The sequence below is a fragment of the Sphingobacterium psychroaquaticum genome, assembly GCF_004421025.1.
GTDB lineage: Bacteria > Bacteroidota > Bacteroidia > Sphingobacteriales > Sphingobacteriaceae > Sphingobacterium > Sphingobacterium psychroaquaticum.
The window spans coordinates 174886-193679 of sequence record NZ_CP038029.1; the positions used below are offsets into that span (position 1 = coordinate 174886).

14 protein-coding genes are annotated in these 18794 nt (G+C 43.2%); 6 read left to right on the plus strand and 8 right to left on the minus strand.

The features are described from left to right. Positions 1 to 30: 30 nt before the first annotated feature. Positions 31 to 750, minus strand: a complete 720-nt coding sequence (locus E2P86_RS00750) for a pyridoxine 5'-phosphate synthase (protein WP_134430098.1) — start codon at positions 748 to 750, stop codon at positions 31 to 33. Between the two features lie 75 nt (positions 751 to 825). Between E2P86_RS00750 and cdaA the strand changes: the two genes are divergently transcribed. The 3 genes from cdaA (at position 826) to E2P86_RS00765 (ending at position 5826) form a co-directional block, all read left to right on the plus strand. Then, positions 826 to 1620, plus strand: coding sequence for a diadenylate cyclase CdaA (gene cdaA / locus E2P86_RS00755; protein WP_085474071.1), 795 nt, complete (start codon positions 826 to 828; stop codon positions 1618 to 1620). Positions 1621 to 1735: 115 nt separating this feature from the next. Continuing rightward, entirely contained in the window at positions 1736 to 2641 is a 906-nt protein-coding gene (locus tag E2P86_RS00760; RefSeq protein ID WP_134430101.1) for a DUF1338 domain-containing protein, read from the plus strand. 260 nt (positions 2642 to 2901) lie between these two features. After that, on the plus strand, positions 2902 to 5826 hold the full coding sequence (locus E2P86_RS00765; protein WP_134430104.1) for an FAD-binding and (Fe-S)-binding domain-containing protein: 2925 nt from the start codon (positions 2902 to 2904) through the stop codon (positions 5824 to 5826). 54 nt (positions 5827 to 5880) lie between these two features. On the opposite strand, the gene E2P86_RS00770 is transcribed toward E2P86_RS00765, so the two are convergent. The 7 genes from E2P86_RS00770 to gltX all read right to left on the minus strand — a co-directional run bounded on the left by E2P86_RS00770 (position 5881) and on the right by gltX (position 13364). Beyond that, the gene (locus tag E2P86_RS00770) at positions 5881 to 6726 is read right to left on the minus strand and encodes a DUF2911 domain-containing protein (protein WP_134430107.1); all 846 of its coding nucleotides are present in this window, start codon (positions 6724 to 6726) and stop codon (positions 5881 to 5883) included. 158 nt (positions 6727 to 6884) lie between these two features. Then, positions 6885 to 8177: a sugar MFS transporter gene (locus E2P86_RS00775; RefSeq protein WP_166785123.1), complete on the minus strand. Its 1293-nt coding sequence runs from the start codon at positions 8175 to 8177 to the stop codon at positions 6885 to 6887. Positions 8178 to 8566: 389 nt separating this feature from the next. Further along, positions 8567 to 9010, minus strand: a complete 444-nt coding sequence (locus E2P86_RS00780; RefSeq protein WP_085474076.1) for a hotdog fold thioesterase — start codon at positions 9008 to 9010, stop codon at positions 8567 to 8569. Continuing rightward, entirely contained in the window at positions 8985 to 9518 is a 534-nt protein-coding gene (locus E2P86_RS00785) for a DinB family protein (protein WP_085474077.1), read from the minus strand. The genes E2P86_RS00780 and E2P86_RS00785 overlap by 26 nt, the downstream gene beginning before the upstream one ends. Further along, positions 9499 to 10740, minus strand: a complete 1242-nt coding sequence (locus tag E2P86_RS00790) for a sensor histidine kinase (protein ID WP_085474078.1) — start codon at positions 10738 to 10740, stop codon at positions 9499 to 9501. The genes E2P86_RS00785 and E2P86_RS00790 overlap by 20 nt, the downstream gene beginning before the upstream one ends. Positions 10741 to 10826: 86 nt before the next feature. Further along, positions 10827 to 11678 carry a sugar phosphate isomerase/epimerase family protein gene (locus E2P86_RS00795; RefSeq protein ID WP_134430110.1) on the minus strand — a complete coding sequence of 284 codons (852 nt, stop codon included), beginning with the start codon at positions 11676 to 11678 and terminating at the stop codon, positions 10827 to 10829. 165 nt (positions 11679 to 11843) lie between these two features. Further along, positions 11844 to 13364, minus strand: a complete 1521-nt coding sequence (gene gltX / locus E2P86_RS00800; RefSeq protein WP_134430113.1) for a glutamate--tRNA ligase — start codon at positions 13362 to 13364, stop codon at positions 11844 to 11846. A gap of 330 nt (positions 13365 to 13694) precedes the next feature. Here gltX and gcvP point away from each other — a divergent pair, with 330 nt between their 5' ends. The 3 genes from gcvP to E2P86_RS00815 all read left to right on the plus strand — a co-directional run bounded on the left by gcvP (position 13695) and on the right by E2P86_RS00815 (position 18325). Then, positions 13695 to 16568, plus strand: coding sequence for an aminomethyl-transferring glycine dehydrogenase (gene gcvP, locus E2P86_RS00805; RefSeq protein ID WP_134430116.1), 2874 nt, complete (start codon positions 13695 to 13697; stop codon positions 16566 to 16568). A gap of 100 nt (positions 16569 to 16668) precedes the next feature. Then, positions 16669 to 17424, plus strand: a complete 756-nt coding sequence (locus E2P86_RS00810; RefSeq protein ID WP_085474206.1) for a 3-keto-disaccharide hydrolase — start codon at positions 16669 to 16671, stop codon at positions 17422 to 17424. A 76-nt stretch (positions 17425 to 17500) separates the two neighbouring features. Beyond that, a complete protein-coding gene (locus E2P86_RS00815; RefSeq protein WP_206368012.1) occupies positions 17501 to 18325 on the plus strand; it encodes an N-acetylmuramoyl-L-alanine amidase in 825 nt (274 codons plus the stop codon). Positions 18326 to 18794: the final 469 nt, after the last annotated feature.

An 18794-nucleotide genomic window follows, 5' to 3' on the forward strand; every position in this document is an offset into this window, starting at 1 on the left:
AGAGGAGCTTTATAAGAAGCTCCTCTTTTTTTATGCTCTTAGCGCAGCTAAGTAGCGTTTTATAGTTTCTTCTAGGCCTAAGTAGAGCGCGTCCGCGATAAGGGCATGTCCGATGCTGACTTCCAATAATCCGGGGATGTGTTCATTAAAATATTTTAGGTTGTTGAGGTCTAGATCGTGTCCTGCATTTAGACCAAGACCGACCTCTTGCGCTTTCTTGGCGGCTTGAAAGTAAGGGGAAATAGCTTTCTCGCTATCGAACCCAAAGGATGCTGCATAGGCTTCAGTATACAGTTCTATTCGGTCGGTGCCTGTCTCTGCTGCTGCTTCTACCATATCGACATCGGGATCGACAAAAATAGAGACACGAATGCCTTGATCCTTGAAGAGCTTAACCATGTCTTTTAGGTAATCGCGGTGCTGGATGGTGTCCCAACCGTGGTTAGATGTGATCTGTCCTAAGGCATCAGGAACTAAGGTAACCTGTGTTGGTTTGTTCGCTACTACCAGGTCGATAAATTTTTGCTCCTGGCAATTTCCTTCTATATTGAATTCGGTGGCAATCTCTGCTTTTAGATCATACACATCTTGATAACGGATATGGCGTTCGTCAGGACGTGGATGTACCGTAATCCCTTCGGCACCGAAGCGTTCGCACGCGAGCGCAGCAGCGACTACGTTGGGAACATTACCGCCTCTTGAGTTGCGTAGAGTCGCAATCTTGTTAATATTAACGGATAGTTTTGTCATAATGATCTTTCTTGTTCTATGCAAAGGTATTTATTTTTTTGTGTTAATAATTTTCCTAAATTGCATAACATACACATGGGAGGCTTCGATCTAGATATTCTGAGTGGGTTTCGATTGTTAGATATTATCGACATTCTACTGGTTGCCATTATCATCTATTACGTATATAGTTTGATAAAGGGTACTATTGCGGTTAATATTTTGATTGGTGTGATGCTTTTCTACGGTGTTTATCTGGTGGTTAAGCAGATGGAGATGCGGCTGTTAACCGAAATATTTGGCGGCTTTATCTCGGTCGGTTCAATTGCACTTATAGTTGTCTTTCAACAAGAAATACGACGATTCCTTATTCATATCGGAAAAAATATATCCCTTCGGCGAAAGAAGTTTTTTTGGTCGTTCTTGGGCAATAAAAAAACAACACAGGTTGATAACTCAGAACATCTAAAACCTATTGTGGAGGCGTGCCGTAGTATGTCTAAATCGCGGACAGGAGCTTTGTTGGTGTTTTCTCGTTACTTTGATGAAGAATATTATCAGTCCAGTGGAGAGTATATTGATGCGCCTGTTTCTAAACGCTTGTTAGAAACGATTTTCTTTAAAAATAGCCCGTTACACGATGGTGCTGTTGTAATTGTCGATTTTCGTATAATGACGGCAAGCAGTGTGCTTCCGTTATCGGATAGTGAGGATCTGCCACCACAATTTGGACTTCGTCATCGCGCTGCTATTGGAGTGACAGAGGTTTCGGAGGCGATAGCCGTTATTGTTTCGGAAGAAACGGGTGAGATCTCTTTGGCGAAGGATGGAAATGTGAATATGAATCTTTCTCCAGAGGAGTTGGAGAAAATTCTTAGGGAAGAATTGTAGTTTCTTGTATTTAATTCGATATTTTAATCCTTTTATCGAATTTTGTTTACCACTTCTTTTTATTGTTCGAATGTTTACGTAAATTTAATGCAGTATAAACCTTAAATTTTTGGCTATGCATTTCGATGAGCAAAAACCATTAGATATTGTGTTGAACGATTTGTTTGATCATTACCGTGATCATGTCGTTGATGTATCGAAAATTACAAACAGTTTACTGGAGAAGAACGTTATTGCCTCGCAAGCGGATATTGTAAACGATCACATCGCTTTTCGTACGTTAGGTGTTCCGCACTTGGGCATTCAGTCGTTCGAGAAGATATTCCTGGAATATGGCTATACCCGAAAGGATTATTATTATTTTGAAGGGAAGAAGTTGAATGCGTATTGGTATGCTCCACCCTCGACGGATTATCCGCGTATTTTTGTTTCGGAATTGGTTGTTTCTGCGTTGAGTGAAGAGGCTCAAGCTATTGTTCATAGGTATACCGATAAGATAAAGAGTGACCCGGTGGATGCACTAAACCTGAAAGATGGGCAGCAGGCTGCGAATTTCTTGCAGAAGCCGTTATGGGAGTTACCGACTTCGGTCGAGTATCAACGCTTGTTGGAGGAGAGCGAGTATGCGGCGTGGGTTATCTTCAATCGGTATTACTTGAATCATTATACCATCAGTATCCACGAGCTACAGGATGGTTATAACAAGATAGAGGAGTTCAATGCTTTTCTGGAGGGTATTGGGATCACACTAAATACTTCGGGCGGAAAGATCAAGACAAGTGGAGATGGGTTGTTGCGGCAGAGCAGCACGGTGTCCGCTTTATATGACGCAACGTTTTCGGATGGTAAAACATTGAAGATCGCAGGTAGTTATGTGGAGTTTGCTGAACGGGGGGTATTACCTGCTTTTGCTGATGTGCCGCGTGAGGAGCTGCGGGCGAAGCATCGCCGGGATGGCTTTGAAACGGATAATGCGGATAAGATTTTTGAAAGTACATATACGTCGCAGATCGGGAAGTAACCTTTTCGTCATTCCGAATGAGGTTACGAGTAGGAATCTCTAAATAAACAGATATAGTGTTTAGATGCCTCCTGTCGTCGGCATGACGGAGTAAGGGGAAACGGATAACGGTGTAAAGTGAAGTGGATAACGGTGCAGAGAAAAGAGTATCACGGGACAAAGAAAAGAGCATGACGGTGTAACCTTTTTCGTCATTCCGAGCGTGGTTAGGAGGAGGAATCCAAGGAAAACACTTTGGAGTTCAATATTATTAAGATAACATGGATGAATTACTGCTGAAGCAACTGGCAGCGATCTTAGAGGGGGAGTTGTACTGGGATCAGAAGATGCGTATTCTATATGCTACTGATGCTTCGGCTTATCGGGAGTTGCCGCTGGCGGTGGCGATCCCTAGATCGGTTACGGATTTAAGCAATTTAATCGCTTTTGCGGCGGAACATGGCACCTCCTTGATTCCACGTGCTGCTGGAACTTCTTTAGCGGGGCAGGTGGTCGGGCATGGCATTGTCGTGGATATTTCACGCCATTTTACCAATATCTTGGAGCTGAACGTATCCGAAAAATGGGTGCGTGTGCAACCCGGTGTTATTCGTGATGAGCTTAATTCTTTCCTTCATCCACACGGTTTATATTTCGGTCCTGAAACATCAACGGCTAACCGTGCTATGATTGGTGGCATGGTTGGGAATAATTCTTGCGGATCAAATTCATTGATCTATCGAAGCACCCGAGAACATTGTCTGGAGATCGATGCATTGTTAAGCGATGGGTCCGCCGTTACATTTAAAGCATTGTCCTTTGATGCATTTTGTGAGAAATGTGAACAGAAGGATTTAGAAGGAAGGGTTTATCGGGAAATACGTTCGATGCTTGGTGATTACCAGAATCAAGAGCATATACGTCGGGAGTTTCCAAAGCCCACGATTGATCGTAGAAATACGGGATATGCGCTTGATATGCTCCTTGATAGCGATCCATTTACGGCTGGAACGGAGCCGTTTAACTTCTGTAAGTTGCTTTGTGGATCGGAAGGAACGCTGGCTTTTATTACCTCGATTAAATTAAATCTTGTTGATCGGCCTGTCAAGCCTTCTGGTTTGTTGTGTATCCATTTTGCAGATGTTGCCCAAGCGTTAGCCGCCAATCTAATTGCACTTGAGCATAAGCCATTGGTTTCCGAACTGATGGACCATTATATTTTGGAATGCACCAAAAATAATATTCAACAGGCTCAAAATAGCTTTTTTGTGGAAGGTGATCCAGGCGCTATTTTGGTGGTGGAGTATGACGGTGATGATATAGCGGATATCAAGCGTAAGGTTGCACTGGTGGAGGCTGACATGCGTGCACAGGGGCTTGGTTATTCTTTTCCGCTGGTATTGGGATCCGATAAAAAGCGTGTTTGGGATTTACGAAAAGCAGGGCTTGGCTTACTAAGCAATACGCCAGGGGATAATAAACCGGTGGCTGTTATTGAAGATACGGCGGTTGATGTGCGCGATCTACCGGCTTATATTGCCGAGTTTAATAAAATCCTTGCGGAGCAAGGTCTTTACTCGGTACATTATGCCCATGCGGCCACAGGAGAGTTGCATTTAAGACCTATTATCAACCTAAAAACAAAAGAAGGAAATGCACAGTTCCGGCTGATTGCTACACAAATTGCACAGCTCGTGAAGCGGTATGGTGGTTCCTTGAGTGGGGAGCATGGTGACGGACGCTTACGGGGTGAATTTATTGCGCTGATGTTGGGCGAACACAACTATAAGCTATTAAAAGATATTAAGAGAACATGGGATCCAAAGGGAATCTTTAATCCTGGAAAAATTGTCGATACGGCGCCGATGAACAGTTCGCTGCGCTATGATCCAGAGAAACCGGCCAGAGCGATAAAATCCGTTTTTCGGTATAACGGACAAAGTATTTTGCAACACGCAGAGCAATGTAATGGCTCGGGTGACTGTCGGAAAACGGAGCTTTCCGGAGGTACAATGTGTCCGTCGTATATGGCAACGCGGAATGAGCAGGATACGACGCGTGCCCGCGCCAATATGTTACGGGAGATGCTTACTACCTCGACGGAGCGCAACCCGTTTGACCATGAGGAGATCAAAGAGGTGATGGACTTATGCTTGAGCTGTAAGGGATGTAAATCGGAATGCCCGTCCAGCGTCGATATGGCTAAGTTGAAAGCTGATTTTCTACAGGCTTACTACGATAGTAACGGTGTCCCTTTTCGCTCGTGGATAATCGGCCATGTGGATCAGATGACAATGTTAGTGTCCCACTTCCCGAAGCTATATAACTGGGCTGTTGGAAATAGTTGGACAAGTGGGGTTATGAAACGAATACTTGGTTTCGCTTCGGAGCGTTCGATTCCTACTGTTGGAGAAGTGTCATTGCGTAAATGGTTTACCGATCGAGCTCAGTTAAATTCCCGAGATAAACCAAACCGTCAGGTCTACTTTTTTTTCGATGAGTTTACGAATTACAATGATGTAGAGGTTGGAAAAAAGGCTATCCTTTTACTGGAACGCTTGGGGTATCAGGTGTTGAATGTGCCACACGCTTTTAGTGGTAGAGGGTTGCTGTCAAAAGGTTTTTTGCGCGAGGCAAGAAAGTTGGCGAATGCGAATGTTCGTCGGTTTGCGAAATTGCTGAACGAGGAGGTTTGCCTGGTTGCTGTGGAGCCGTCCACGATACTTACCTTTCGGGATGAGTACGTGGATCTGGTGCAGGAGGATTTAATCGAGGAGGCGAAGTATACAGCAAAGTATGCGTTGACGATCGAGGAGTTTCTGGTGCGTGAGAAGCGCGCTGGCCGGATAGGTCCGGAGCAGTTTACAAACCAAGAGAAAGAGGTTCTTTTGCATACGCACTGCCAGCAGAAGGCTTGGGGCTTGCAGCCGGACGTCGCGGAGGTATTAGCAATACCTAGTGGCTATTCTGTTAAAAATATTCCATCTGGCTGTTGTGGTATGGCGGGGTCTTTTGGGTATGAAGAAGAGCACTATAAAATATCTCAGGACATAGGTGAACTGGTATTGTTCCCTGCAATTCGAGCGAAGGCAGAAGGTGTTGTGGTGGCTGCGCCGGGTGCATCGTGTCGCCATCAGATTCAGGATGGCGTACAGGAACGTGCTTATCACCCTGTCGAGATTTTATATGACGCACTGAAGACGTAAAAAAGGAGCTCTACATGATGTAGAGCTCCTTTTTTAGGATTCGTTTATCAACGATTATTTTTTCGCTTCTGCGATCACTTGTCCATTTAGCTTCACGTATTCCTCGTTGTTTCCAGCTTTTGCCATTTCTATACCTTCAGTTGCTGTTTTGATAGCGCCGGCTTTGTCACCAGATTTTAACAAGATGCGTGCTCTCCAATATTTGATGTGTGGCGCCTTTGTGTTGCCTTTATCTGCTTCGTTTGCCCATTCAACGGCTTTCTTGATATCGAGGTCGTTGTTGAAATAGTATTGTGCTGCTTGGAAGTATGGTTTTTTATCTCCTTTCATTGCCTCCTCAATAGAAGCCATAATCTCTTTGGATTGATCAACGGCAATATGGAATGATACTTTTGCATTTTCCCATGCTAAGCTTAGATCTGCCCCCTTAGGCGTAACATTTTCAAAAGCCATGGTAAAGGTTTCTACTTTACCATTTACTTTTTGTGCTTTTGCTGTGAAACGCACAAAGTCCTCCGCTTTGTTGTATTGGTATGCGCCCCATTGTTTTTCGTTCTTTGTTAGGATAATGGTCCAATCTCCTTTGGTCGGGATGGAAAATATTCCGTATGTACCAGCAGGCACTTTATTTCCGGCAATCGTTACCTCTTCTTCAAACGTGATCGATGGAATGTTGTTTGCTCCCGTACGCCATACTTCGTCGTAAGGAACCAATCCGCCAAAGATTACGCGGTTGTTCACATTAGGACGTTGGTAGACTAGCGTTACGTTTTTAATACCTACGCCTTGCTCAATTTTTGTAGTGCTACTTGCTTGTGGAAGTTTTACTTGCGCATCGACGGTTTGTACCGAAACGAACACAGCAGCGGCACTTAGAAGAGATAAGAATGTCTTTTTCATATTCTGTTTAGTGTTTTATGTGTTTAAAAATACCCAAAAAAGGGGAATATACAAGGTTGATAAATACATGTTTATGTAAAAAAGGAGAAACCCAAAAACCATATTAAGCAAGTTTTTAGATTTCTCCTTTTCCTCGATCGAAACTTCGAGATGGATTCTTATCCGTTTTTCTGACTTACTTTGTGACCTGCACTAGCGAAGTATAGGATATATAAGTAAGCTGGAACCATGGCATATAAAAATGCATGTTGGAAATCGATATGTAATGTATCTTTCAGGTAACCATAGATTAACGGCCAGATTGCACCTCCGGCGATACCCATAATCATGATACCAGATCCTACTTTTGTAAAGCGCCCCAATCCTTTAATTCCCAGCGGGAAGATAGCGGGCCACATTAACGCGTTGGCTACCCCCAATAACGCCACGAAGATGTACGATGTCATACCTGTTGTGAAGACAGAAATAACGGTGAATGTAATACCGATAATGGTACATAGGCGAAGTGCTGCCTGTTGTGAGATGTATTTTGGAATCGTAGCAATACCGATGAAATATCCGAGTAACATACAACCTAATGTAAAGGCTGTACCGTATTTAACAAAGAATGGTGGTAAAGACAATAGTTTTCCATAGGTTCCGATAATGTCTCCTGCCATTACTTCTACAGCAACACAAAAGAAGATCGCCAATGTGCCTAAGAATAAGTGAGGGAAATCAAATACGCTGTTTTTCTTTTTCGAACCTGCTGCTGTTTCTAGTGTTTCTTCTTCCTTGTTGACATCCACTTCTGGCATTTTCACTACATATACAATCACGGCTAGAAGAGCAACGCCAATAGCAACACCAATGTATGGACCATGAAGTCGGGCAGCAAGATCTGTTAGGAGTGCATCGTGTTCAGGGCCGCTGTGTAATTCCTGTACTTTGTGCGAGATGGTGTCATAGTCTTTTAGTAAGATACTACCAAGGACGATCGGTACAATAATACCGGCCCCTTTGTTGAAAATTCCTACGATAGAGATCCGTTGTGCAGCACTTTCTATTGGACCGATAATGCTAAGGTACGGGTTGATAGCTGTTTGCAAAAGCGCCATTCCGGAAGCCTGTACAAAGATTGCTAACAAAAATAAACCATAGCTCAACTGTGAGGCAGCCGGTAAAATGATTAAGGCGCCAAGGACAATCAGTAGAAGACTAAGAATAAGTCCGTTTTTAAATCCTACTTTGCCCAAGATCCAGGAACTAGGTAGTGCCAAGAAAAAATAAGCAATATAAGAAGCAAATAAAATAAAGAATGCCTGTAGGTCGGTCTCCAGGTTGAAGGCTAATCTCACAAAGGGTATCAATGCCCCGTTTGCCCAAGTGACATAGCCTAAAATAAAGAATAAAGCACAGCAGATTAACATCGGTACCAATGCTGTCTTTTTTTGCGTATCTATACCATTCATCGATAAAAAAAGTTTACGTTAATGTGGTTGATTTTTTGTGTATGGAACATTCCATATTACAAGACTAATAAAATATATTGAAATACGGAAGCATAATCAAAAAGACAAACGGTTGCGCATGAAAAAAACGCTTTAAAGAGTCTAAATTATTAATCGTTCAATAAACGGAATAAATGACTTTTGTTTTCTTTAGGATTAGGGTGTGAAGTGGGGCTTATATCACTAAAAACATCGAAGAGACTACGTGGGGCATAGTCTCTTCGAAACCTAAACCGTATCATGAAACCAAGCTATAGGGTTTCATATAGTACTACAATTAGGATCACGTATTGTTTTGTTGCTTTTTTGTTAAAAGCTGTTAAAAATAGGATACTTATTTACGCGGTGCATTAAGCGAGGGGCAACTTATCTATTACCGCTATTGTTAAGCGAGATACGCAAATTAAGTCCTCGTTTTCGTTCTTTATTTTGATATCCCAGACATGGCTTTTTTTTCCAATATGTAAGGGCGTGCAGTAGGCATGGATTATACCTTCACGAACAGATTTAAGATGATTGGCATTGATTTCCATACCCACAGCTGCGTATTTGTCTGGGTCTACCACGAGGGCGGAAGCGACACTTCCTACTGATTCGGCAAGAACTACTGATGCGCCACCATGAAGGATGCCATAGGGTTGCCGCACTTTATCGGATATTGGCATACTTACCACCAGGCTATCTTCTGTTATCGTGGTTGCCTTAATTTCAAGATAACCGGTCATAAACTTTGCGAAGATATGATTGATCTCTTCGAGGGTATATGTTCTAAACCAGATGTTCGATGTTTTCATTGTTTAAATACCTTTCTTTAAGGATGATTCTGTGGTGTGTAAGGTGGCCCGCAATCACGTACAGAAAGGCTTTCACGGTAACTAAGCGACCTGATGCCATTCCTTTTCGTTCTAGTTCACTTTCGTTGAGGGTTTCAAAGAAGAGTAGGTTGGCCTTACGGAGGTACATGAACTCTTCGCTGATGCTATCAAAGGAGCGTTCGTTGTGACGGGCATTTTGTACAAACTCATCTTGTTCAAAAGCTTCCAGTTCGGTCATATCGTTCCGCGAAAAGCGCAAAGCGCGATATACCATTACCCGTTCCGTATCCAAGATATGACAGAGCACTTCTTTAATGGTCCATTTATCTTCGGCATATGCATAATCCCCCATGTCTTCAGGTATGCTGCGGATAAACTCGGTAAATGAATCTAGCTGCTCCTGTAGTACAGCAAGGACATCGCCAACCACATGTTCAACATAGTTGTTGTAAATGGCTGGATATTCGTCAGACTTCAGTGGGTTCATATTTTAAATTGCTTTTAAGTATAATTCTAAATGTAGTTCCTTTTCCTATTTCGGATTCTTTTACAAAAATATGTCCTTGGTGGTATTCCACCATTCGTTTGGTTAAACTAAGTCCCAATCCCCATCCGCGCTTTCGTGTGGTGAAGCCGGGTTGGAATATGGTGTCAAAATTTGACTTTGGTATTCCTTTTCCTGTATCACTAATGTCTATAAAAATTTCCTCTTTTGCAATGTTATCAATGATGTTGACGGTTATTTTTCCTTCTGACTCAATCGCATTGACCGCATTTTTAAGAAGGTTTTCAATAATCCAATCGAACAATTGGATGTTGATTTTGGCCTCTAAGCTTTGGTCTCCGGTCAGTTCAAATTGAATTTTCTCGCTTGTCCTGACTTTAAAGTAATTGATGTAGTCTTGAATAACAGGGTATACAACATGGCTAGTTAGCGAAGGGATAGAACCAATTTTTGAGAAGCGATCAGCTACAATTTCGAGACGCTTGACATCACGTTCCATTTCGTTAAGAATGCTGTCGTCTTGTGCTTCATATTTGGTGCGAACCAGCTCAAGCCAGCCCATGAGGGAGGAGATCGGTGTGCCTAACTGATGTGCTGCTTCTTTGGCCATACCTACCCAAACCAAGTTTTGTTCTGATTTTTTGATGGAGTTGAATACAGTATATGCAATAATTAGAAATATAGCAATCAATGATAGCTGTACGTAGGGAAAGATACGGAGCTGGCGAAGGGCGTCTGAATCGCGGTAGTAGACAAGCCACTCTTCACCAGTTTCCAAATGTAGAGAAATCGGGTCATGGTTTTCTTGCATAGCTTCCAGTTGTTTCTGAAAGTAAACTGGATCGTACTGTAACCCTCGATGTGCGCTATCTGTTTGATTTTTTACATTGGTTTTTGTCTCATCCAAATCACGCCAGAAGATGATGTTGTGCGCACTATCTGTGATGATTGCTGGCGTAGAGAGACTGTCGCGCACGGCGTAGACGAAACTAATAAATTCATCGTCTACATCGGGCATGCTGATGATGCTCTTGGTGCTCATTGCCCAAACTTCAGCTTTCGTTCTTTCTGAACGGGATAGGCTTTTTACAAGATGGTTGGTGTAAAATAAAGACGCAGCAGCTATACATGCGGCGAAAAGGAACAAAAGAACCTTCCAGCGTTGTTTATTATTGTATTGATATAGATGTTCCTTGTTTACCATTGCACCTGCAAATTACTTTTTTTTTCTCACATGTGTGCGATTGCTGAAAAGGGACAAAATGAAAAAGGGGCATTCGCCCCTTTTAGCTATTTCAGTAAAGCCCTGAAGTTGGCTGCACTTTGTTTTACATCGGTTACACTGTTTTCCCAATTGTATTCATATTCTGCGGAAAGCATACCTTTGAATTTTTGTCTTTTCAATTCAGCAATTACTTCTTTGATTGGCAGCTTACCTGTTCCCCAATGCACATCGTGGGCTTTTTTATCACCAAACTCATTCAGATCCTTAAAATGAGAGTGGATAACTCTGCCTTCTAGTTGTTTTAAACAAGTGACAGGGTCAAGACCAGAACGCATCCAATGGCCTACATCGGCGGCGGCTCCCATGTTTTTACTTCTGCCTTTTAGGGCGTTTAGTACGACCTCAGGTTTCCAGTAGTGGGAAGGATCAGGGTGGTTATGCAAAGCTGCTTTTACATTGTATTTATCGCATAAAGCGGATACGATATCGAGGTGTGATTCCTGCGGCTCGCAGGTGATTACCTGGATGCCCATTTCTTTGGCAAAGGCGAATATTTTTTCCCATTCTTCAGCATCTTTTCCGCCGACAACGCCGAATGCATGTAGGGTAATTCCATTATCTTTCAATAATTTTTTTACCAATTGACGACCTTCGGCGGATAGGGTGTAGCCAAATTTTTCGGTGCTTCCAGCTCCTATTGTCTGTCCGGGAAAGGCTTCTACAAAGCGCAGGTCGCAGCTTTTTATTTTCTCTAGCGCTTCGGCAAAAGTGAATAAACGGAAGGTGTAGGCTTGTGCGCCGAGTTTCCATCCTAATTTCTCTTCTGGGTGTTTAGCAGAACGTTGAGCGGTTACAGTAAAGGTAAAAAAAAGGCAAAAAGCCCATAGCAGCGTGCTTGCAATAGATTTTAGTTTCATGTGTCTTTAAGGTTTAAGTAAAGGCTAATATAGGAAAAAAAGGTGAGGAGTGAAGGAGGTAGAAAGTTAAGGATGGCTACAAAAAGAGCCACAAAAAAGCTACAAACCCCGAAGGGCTCAGCGTAGCTAAATCTTGTGGCTCTACTATTGTATAATGCGTAATAACTATTCGAAGTGTGGAAGAGCGTTTGCAATACGTGCATTAACCTCTTCTTTGCCGAGTAATTGCGTGATCTGGAATACATCCGGACCAAATTTACCACCGACCAACATGATACGGAATGGCATCATCAATTCGCCGATCTTCATGCCGGAGGTTGCGATTTTTTCTTTGAATAGGGGCTCCAATGTTGCGGCCTCCCACGATTCGACTGTATTAAAATCGGTGATTAAACTTTGGAAAAATGTTGTTTTGTCTGCATTCCATTTTGGTTTAACAGCATCGGCATCAAACTGTGTCGGGCGTTGGAAGAAGAAAGAAGCTTGTTCCCAGAAATCTTCGACAAACGTCATTCGTTCCTTAACCAATGTCAGTACTTGATTTACGTATGTTTCGTCTACTCCTGTTACCTGGTGTACGGCCAGGATAGGCAGCACACGAGCCAAGATAATAGGCTGGTCAATTTTTTTGATCCACTCGTGGTTGAACCATTTTGCTTTTTCGAAATCAAATTTTGCTCCGGCTTTATTGATGCGCTCTACACTGAATTTTTCGATCAATTCATCCATCGTGAAAAGCTCTTGCTCGGTTCCATCGTTCCAACCCAAGACGCCTAACATGTTGACAAATGCTTCCGATAAGAAGCCCATCTCGCGGAATCCTTTGGTCAGGTCGCCTGTTTTAGGGTCGTTCCAATTCATGGCATAAACCGGGAAGCCCAATCTGTCACCATCGCGTTTGCTCAGTTTACCGTTGCCATCTGGTTTAAGGATTAGCGGTAAGTGTGCCCAGTTAGGCATTTCTGTTTTCCAGCCTAGGTATTCCCATAATAAGATATGTACGGGCGCTGATGGAAGCCATTCTTCACCGCGGAAAATATGAGATATTTCCATCGCACGGTCATCTACAACCACCGCGAGGTGATACGTTGGCATGCCATCTGCTTTAAGCAATACTTTGTCGTCGACAAGGTTGGTTTCAAAAGAAACCCAACCTCTAATCATATCTTCAAAGGCAACGGTTTCATCCGTAGGAACTTTGATTCGTATGGTATGTGGATGTCCTTCGGCCAATAATTTTTGCGTTTCTTCTGCCGGAAGGCTTAGGGAATTACGCAATTGCATTCTATTTTCATGCGAATAGCGGAAATTCGGTTGTAGCTGACGCTGTTCGTCGAGCTCTGCGGCCGTGTCGAATGCATAGTAAGCATATCCGCTTTCTATCAGTTGTTCTGCATATTGTCTGTACGAAGGTTTACGCTCACTCTGGCGGTACGGGCCAAAAGCTCCCGGCTTGTTCGGACTTTCGTCTGGCGTGAGGCCACACCAATCTAAACATTCTGTGATATATTCTTCCGCACCAGGAACAAAACGCGTTTGGTCGGTGTCTTCTATTCTGAGGATAAACTCTCCTTTGTGGTGTCGCGCAAAAAGATAATTGAACAATGCTGTGCGTACACCGCCAAGGTGTAAACCGCCTGTAGGACTTGGGGCAAAACGTACCCTAACTTTTCTTTCCGAATTCATAACGACAAAATTACGTATTTTTAAATTATTCTCTTTTCGATATTGGCAGAGGTCTTATTTTTTACGCATGATTTCTGTATTTGTGACGTTGTGCTGGTCTTGAAAACGTTACAGATGTGGTCGTTATAGTCCAGTTTTTATTTTTCTATTGCCTTTCTAAGTGTCTGCAAACGTTTGTTTTGTGTAATGATAAAGAACACAACTTTTGTTGCGTGTTTATTCCCTTATAAAGTCGTATCTTTGTGCTCTCAAAAGAGTATGAGAATTGTGGCTTCTAATGCGTGTGTACTACTTGTTAGAGCTATGTTTGTCAAAAAGTTAAGCGTAAAAATGAGCAACGTATTTTATCAAGAAAAATTTGAAGATCGCCATAATGGACCTCGTTCCACAGAAGCGCAAGAAATGTTATCCTTTTTAGGGGTACAATCATTGGATGAGCTGATCGAGCAGACTGTTCCTAGTCAGATTCGATTAAAAAAATCAATGTCTTTACCTAAGGCATTGAGTGAGAAGGCTTATTTAGCTAAGGTGAAGCAGATTGCAGACAAGAACAAAGTTTTTAAATCGTATATCGGTCAAGGATATTACGACGTTACTGTTCCTGGTGTTATCCAACGTAATGTTTTGGAGAATCCAGGATGGTACACGCAGTACACGCCATACCAAGCGGAAATTGCGCAGGGTCGTTTGCAGGCGTTGTTAAATTTCCAAACGGCTGTTTCTGACTTAACAGGTTTAGAGATTGTTAATGCTTCGTTATTAGATGAGGCAACGGCAGCGGCGGAAGCTATGTTTATGTTGTACAATGCACGTAAAAACAAGGATGCTAATACATTCTTAGTTACCCCAAATATTTTCCCACAGACACTTGATGTGTTGCAAACACGTGCTGTACCTTTCGGGGTTGAAATCCGTGTTGCAGATATTGATGCCGCAAATTTAACGGATGATGTATTTGCCTCCTTTATCCAATATCCGGCAGCGGATGGTACGGTTTCGGACTACAAGGCATTTACTACGGCAGCAGAAGCTAAAGGTATCACAACGTGTGTGGCAGCAGATTTACTTTCACTAGCTTTATTAACGCCTCCGGGAGAATGGGGTGCTGATGTTGTTGTAGGTAGCTCCCAGCGTTTTGGTGTGCCAATGGGATTTGGTGGGCCGCATGCTGCTTTCTTTGCAACGAAAGATGCTTACAAACGTAATATTCCGGGACGTATTATCGGGGTTACTTCGGATGCGAGTGGAAATTATGCCCTGCGTATGGCTTTACAGACGCGCGAGCAGCATATCCGTCGTGATAAAGCTTCGTCTAATATCTGTACTGCGCAAGCATTATTAGCGATTATGGCGTCATTCTACGCGGTGTACCATGGTCCGCAAGGGGTTAAAGATATCGCGATGCGTATCAACGACCTTGCTAAATTATTGGATAAAGCGCTTCAGGCTTTAGGTTACGAACAAACAAATACTTCTTATTTTGATACATTGCGTATTAAAGTAGGCGAATATATCGGTGGTGTTAAAAGCGAGGCATTAAACCACGAATTGAACTTCTTCTACCACGAGGATGTAGTGGGTATCTCTATTGATGAAACGACTTCTTTTGAAGATATCCAAACGATCGTTAAGGTTTTTGCTAAGGTAAAAGGTAAAAATGTAAGCGATGTGGATTTGGAAGGATTGGTCGATTCTTTAGGGGATTCGATCCCTGCGGAATTGGTTCGTCAGTCGTCGTACTTGACACACCCAATCTTTAATAGCTATCATTCTGAAAGTGAAATGTTACGCTATATCAAATCGTTGGAGTCTAAGGATTTGTCTCTTTGTCACTCGATGATTCCATTGGGTTCGTGTACGATGAAGTTGAATGCAACTACAGAGATGGTTCCATTGACTTGGGCGCACTTCGGTGGTTTGCATCCTTTTGCTCCTGTTGATCAGACTTCAGGTTACATGCAGTTAATCAACGAGCTGAATGATTGGTTGTCGGAGATTACTGGATTTGCAAAAATGTCATTCCAGCCAAACTCGGGTGCACAGGGTGAATATGCGGGTCTAATGGTGATTCGTGCATACCACGAAAGCCGTGGTGATAACCACCGTGACATTTGTTTGATTCCTGCTTCGGCACACGGTACAAATCCTGCATCAGCATCGATGGCTGGCTTGAAGGTTGTTGTTGTGAAATGTGATGAGTTTGGAAATATTGATGTAGCGGATCTAAAAGCGAAAGCTGCGGAGCATGCTGCAAACTTGAACTCTTTGATGGTTACTTATCCATCGACACATGGTGTATTTGAGGAGTCTATTATTGAAATATGTGAGGCTATCCATGCAAATGGTGGTCAGGTGTATATGGATGGCGCGAATATGAATGCGCAGGTGGGTCTGACGAGCCCGGGCTTTATTGGTGCTGACGTTTGTCACTTGAACTTGCACAAGACTTTCTGTATTCCACATGGTGGTGGTGGTCCTGGTATGGGTCCAATTGGTGTGGCAGCGCACTTAGTGCCTTTCTTGCCGAACCATGAAGTAGTAAGCGTATCGGGTGATCAGGGTATTTCTGCCGTTTCTGCAGCACCTTTCGGATCGGCTTCTATTTTGACTATCTCTTACGCATATATCGCGATGATGGGGGCAGACGGCTTAACAAATGCAACGAAAACTGCGATCTTAAATGCGAACTATATCAAAGCACGTCTAGAGCATCATTATCCGGTATTGTATGCTGGTGCAAATGGTCGTTGTGCGCATGAGATGATCCTTGATTGTCGCGGCTTTAAGAATGTAGGTATTGAGGTTGCTGATATTGCGAAACGTTTGATGGACTACGGTTTCCATGCGCCAACGGTATCTTTCCCTGTGGCTGGTACGTTGATGGTAGAGCCTACAGAGTCGGAGTCTAAGGCGGAGTTGGATCGTTTCTGCGAAGCGATGATTAGTATCCGTCAGGAAATCGCAGCGGTAGAAGCTGGTGAGGCTGATCAAAAGGAAAATGTGTTGAAGCATGCGCCGCATACGGCGGATGTGGTGACGGCAGATGACTGGAACAGACCTTATGGTCGCCAGACTGCGGCTTATCCGCTTCCTCACTTAAAAGTAAATAAATTCTGGCCTTCGGTGGGTCGTGTGAACGATTCGCAAGGGGATAGAACATTGATTTGTTCTTGTCCGTCGATCGAAGAGTATGCGGAAGCATAAGCTGGCCGATTAGATATTTTAAAACTCCCTGAAGCATTTGTTTCAGGGAGTTTTTTTATTTTAGTGGTTTATGATTGCATACTAAACCTAAATGGATATCATGAATATATCTTTAAAATTATTTTGCGCGATGGTGTTGCTGTGGACTTCTGCAACAAAGGCATTGCAGGCGCAGCCCGCACATAGCTTTACATTTGGCGAGGGATTGTCGTTCGATGATTTATTAGCGGGTAAGCACAAGGGGAGTGCGTTGCGGTGGATTGATGTGAATACATCGGATACGAGTTGGTACAAGGAAAAGGATAAGTTGGTCGGTAAAGGGTGGCCGATTGGTGTGGTACGCTCGGAGAAGATGTATCAGAACTTTATTCTGGAGGTGGAATGGCGTCATATGGAAAAGGGAGGGAATTCGGGTATTTTTGTGTGGTGCGACGCACAGCCGGAAGCGCATAACAGGTTACCTAGCGGGGTAGAGGTGCAGATGTTGGAGCTGGATTGGGTGAATCAACATAAGGTGAATGGGCAGGAACCGCCTATTGCGTATGTGCATGGTGAGCTTTTTGGGGCAGGGAAAACGACGACTACGCCTGATAATCCGCGAGGCGTACGCAGTAAGTCTATTGAGAACCGCTGTTTGGGTGTTGGGGAATGGAATCGGTATCGGGTGGTTTGTGTGGATGGTACGATTAAGTTGTCTGTTAATGGGAAGTTTGTGAATGGTATCCGCGAATCGTCGAAGCGTAAAGGTTACTTATGTTTGGAGTCTGAAGGGGCTAAGATAGAATTTCGTAACTTAAAGGTGATTTCGCTGGGGGAGGGGTATATCCTCCCGGAACAGGTTGTTGATGTTTTGTAACGAGTTTGTTTGCGGTAGTTTTTGTAAACATGCTGAAGTCTGCAATAAAGCTTGTACTTTTGAGAAAACGATTATGATGAAAAGACTATATTATGTATTGCCCGCTGCGGCTATGTTAATCCTTTCTGCTTGTGGTGGTGGAAAATATGCTGCAACGGAAAAGGTGTATAAGAAGAAAGCGAAAGAATTTTCAGGGGTTTATAAGGAGGCACCTGTAACGGGACAATTAGAAAAAATTGCGACTCCGGATAAGGAATGGATCGCATCCATCAATTTCGGTATTCGTAAGCCTAATTATGTGATGATCCATCATACAGCACAGGATTCTCTCGGTCAAACGGTGAAAACTTTTCACAGTGTAAAGGCAGGTGTTAGTTCGCATTATGTGATTGGTAGAAATGGTAAAGTTGTACAGATGGTGAACGATCTGTATCGTGGGCATCATGCAGGGGCTGGCCGTTGGGGTAATGATACGGATTTGAATTCTTCGTCGATTGGTATTGAATTGGATAATAACGGAACTACGGATCCATGGCCGGCGGCGCAGGTGGATGCGTTGGTTGCTCTTCTGCAATATTTAAAGGATACGTATAAAATTCCACAAGCTAATTTTATTGGACATATGGATTATGCGCCGACACGGAAGAATGATCCGTCACGCTTTCCTTGGAAGGTGTTAGCGGATAAAGGGTTTGGGTATTGGTATGATGATTATTTAGAAGCTCCTCCGGTAGGTTTTGATCCGAGGTTGGCGTTGCGCGTTATTGGTTATGATGTGAAGAATCTGGATGCCGCTATTAAGGCGTTTAAGATTCACTACATCCAGAAGAATACGAATACGGCAACGTTGGAGGAGCAAGATCTGAAGATTTTGTATTCGATCTTTAAGAAGTATTTGTAAGATGTGGAGGGGGCTCCTCAAGCCGGAGTGGCTCTTCTTTTTTTCCTTAAAAAAGAAGCAAAAAATTCGTCGCTAGGAATTTTTGCAGGGATGGGCAGTGCATGGGCAAGTTTGTACAGGTTGCAAATATTCCTCAGGCGACATAAGGCGGTTGAGGGGAGTCCGAAGCGATAACAAGCAGAAGCTTTTCAAAACGGCCTAGTGTTCCGACTGCGTCTGTGAATGCCAGACAGAGCGTCAAAAATCATCCTTGTTTGAACGGAGTGAGTTTTGGATGATTTAGCTTTGAATGGCATGAGGTAGCATAAGGAATGCAGCCTTGATTTTTTGATTACTTTTTTATCAAGAAAAAAGTAAAGATCTACATCGGAATGAACTTACTACTCCTCAAGCCGGAGTGGCTCTTCTTTTTTTCCTTAAAAAAGAAGCAAAAAATTCGTCGCTAGGAATTTTTGCAGGTATGGGCTGT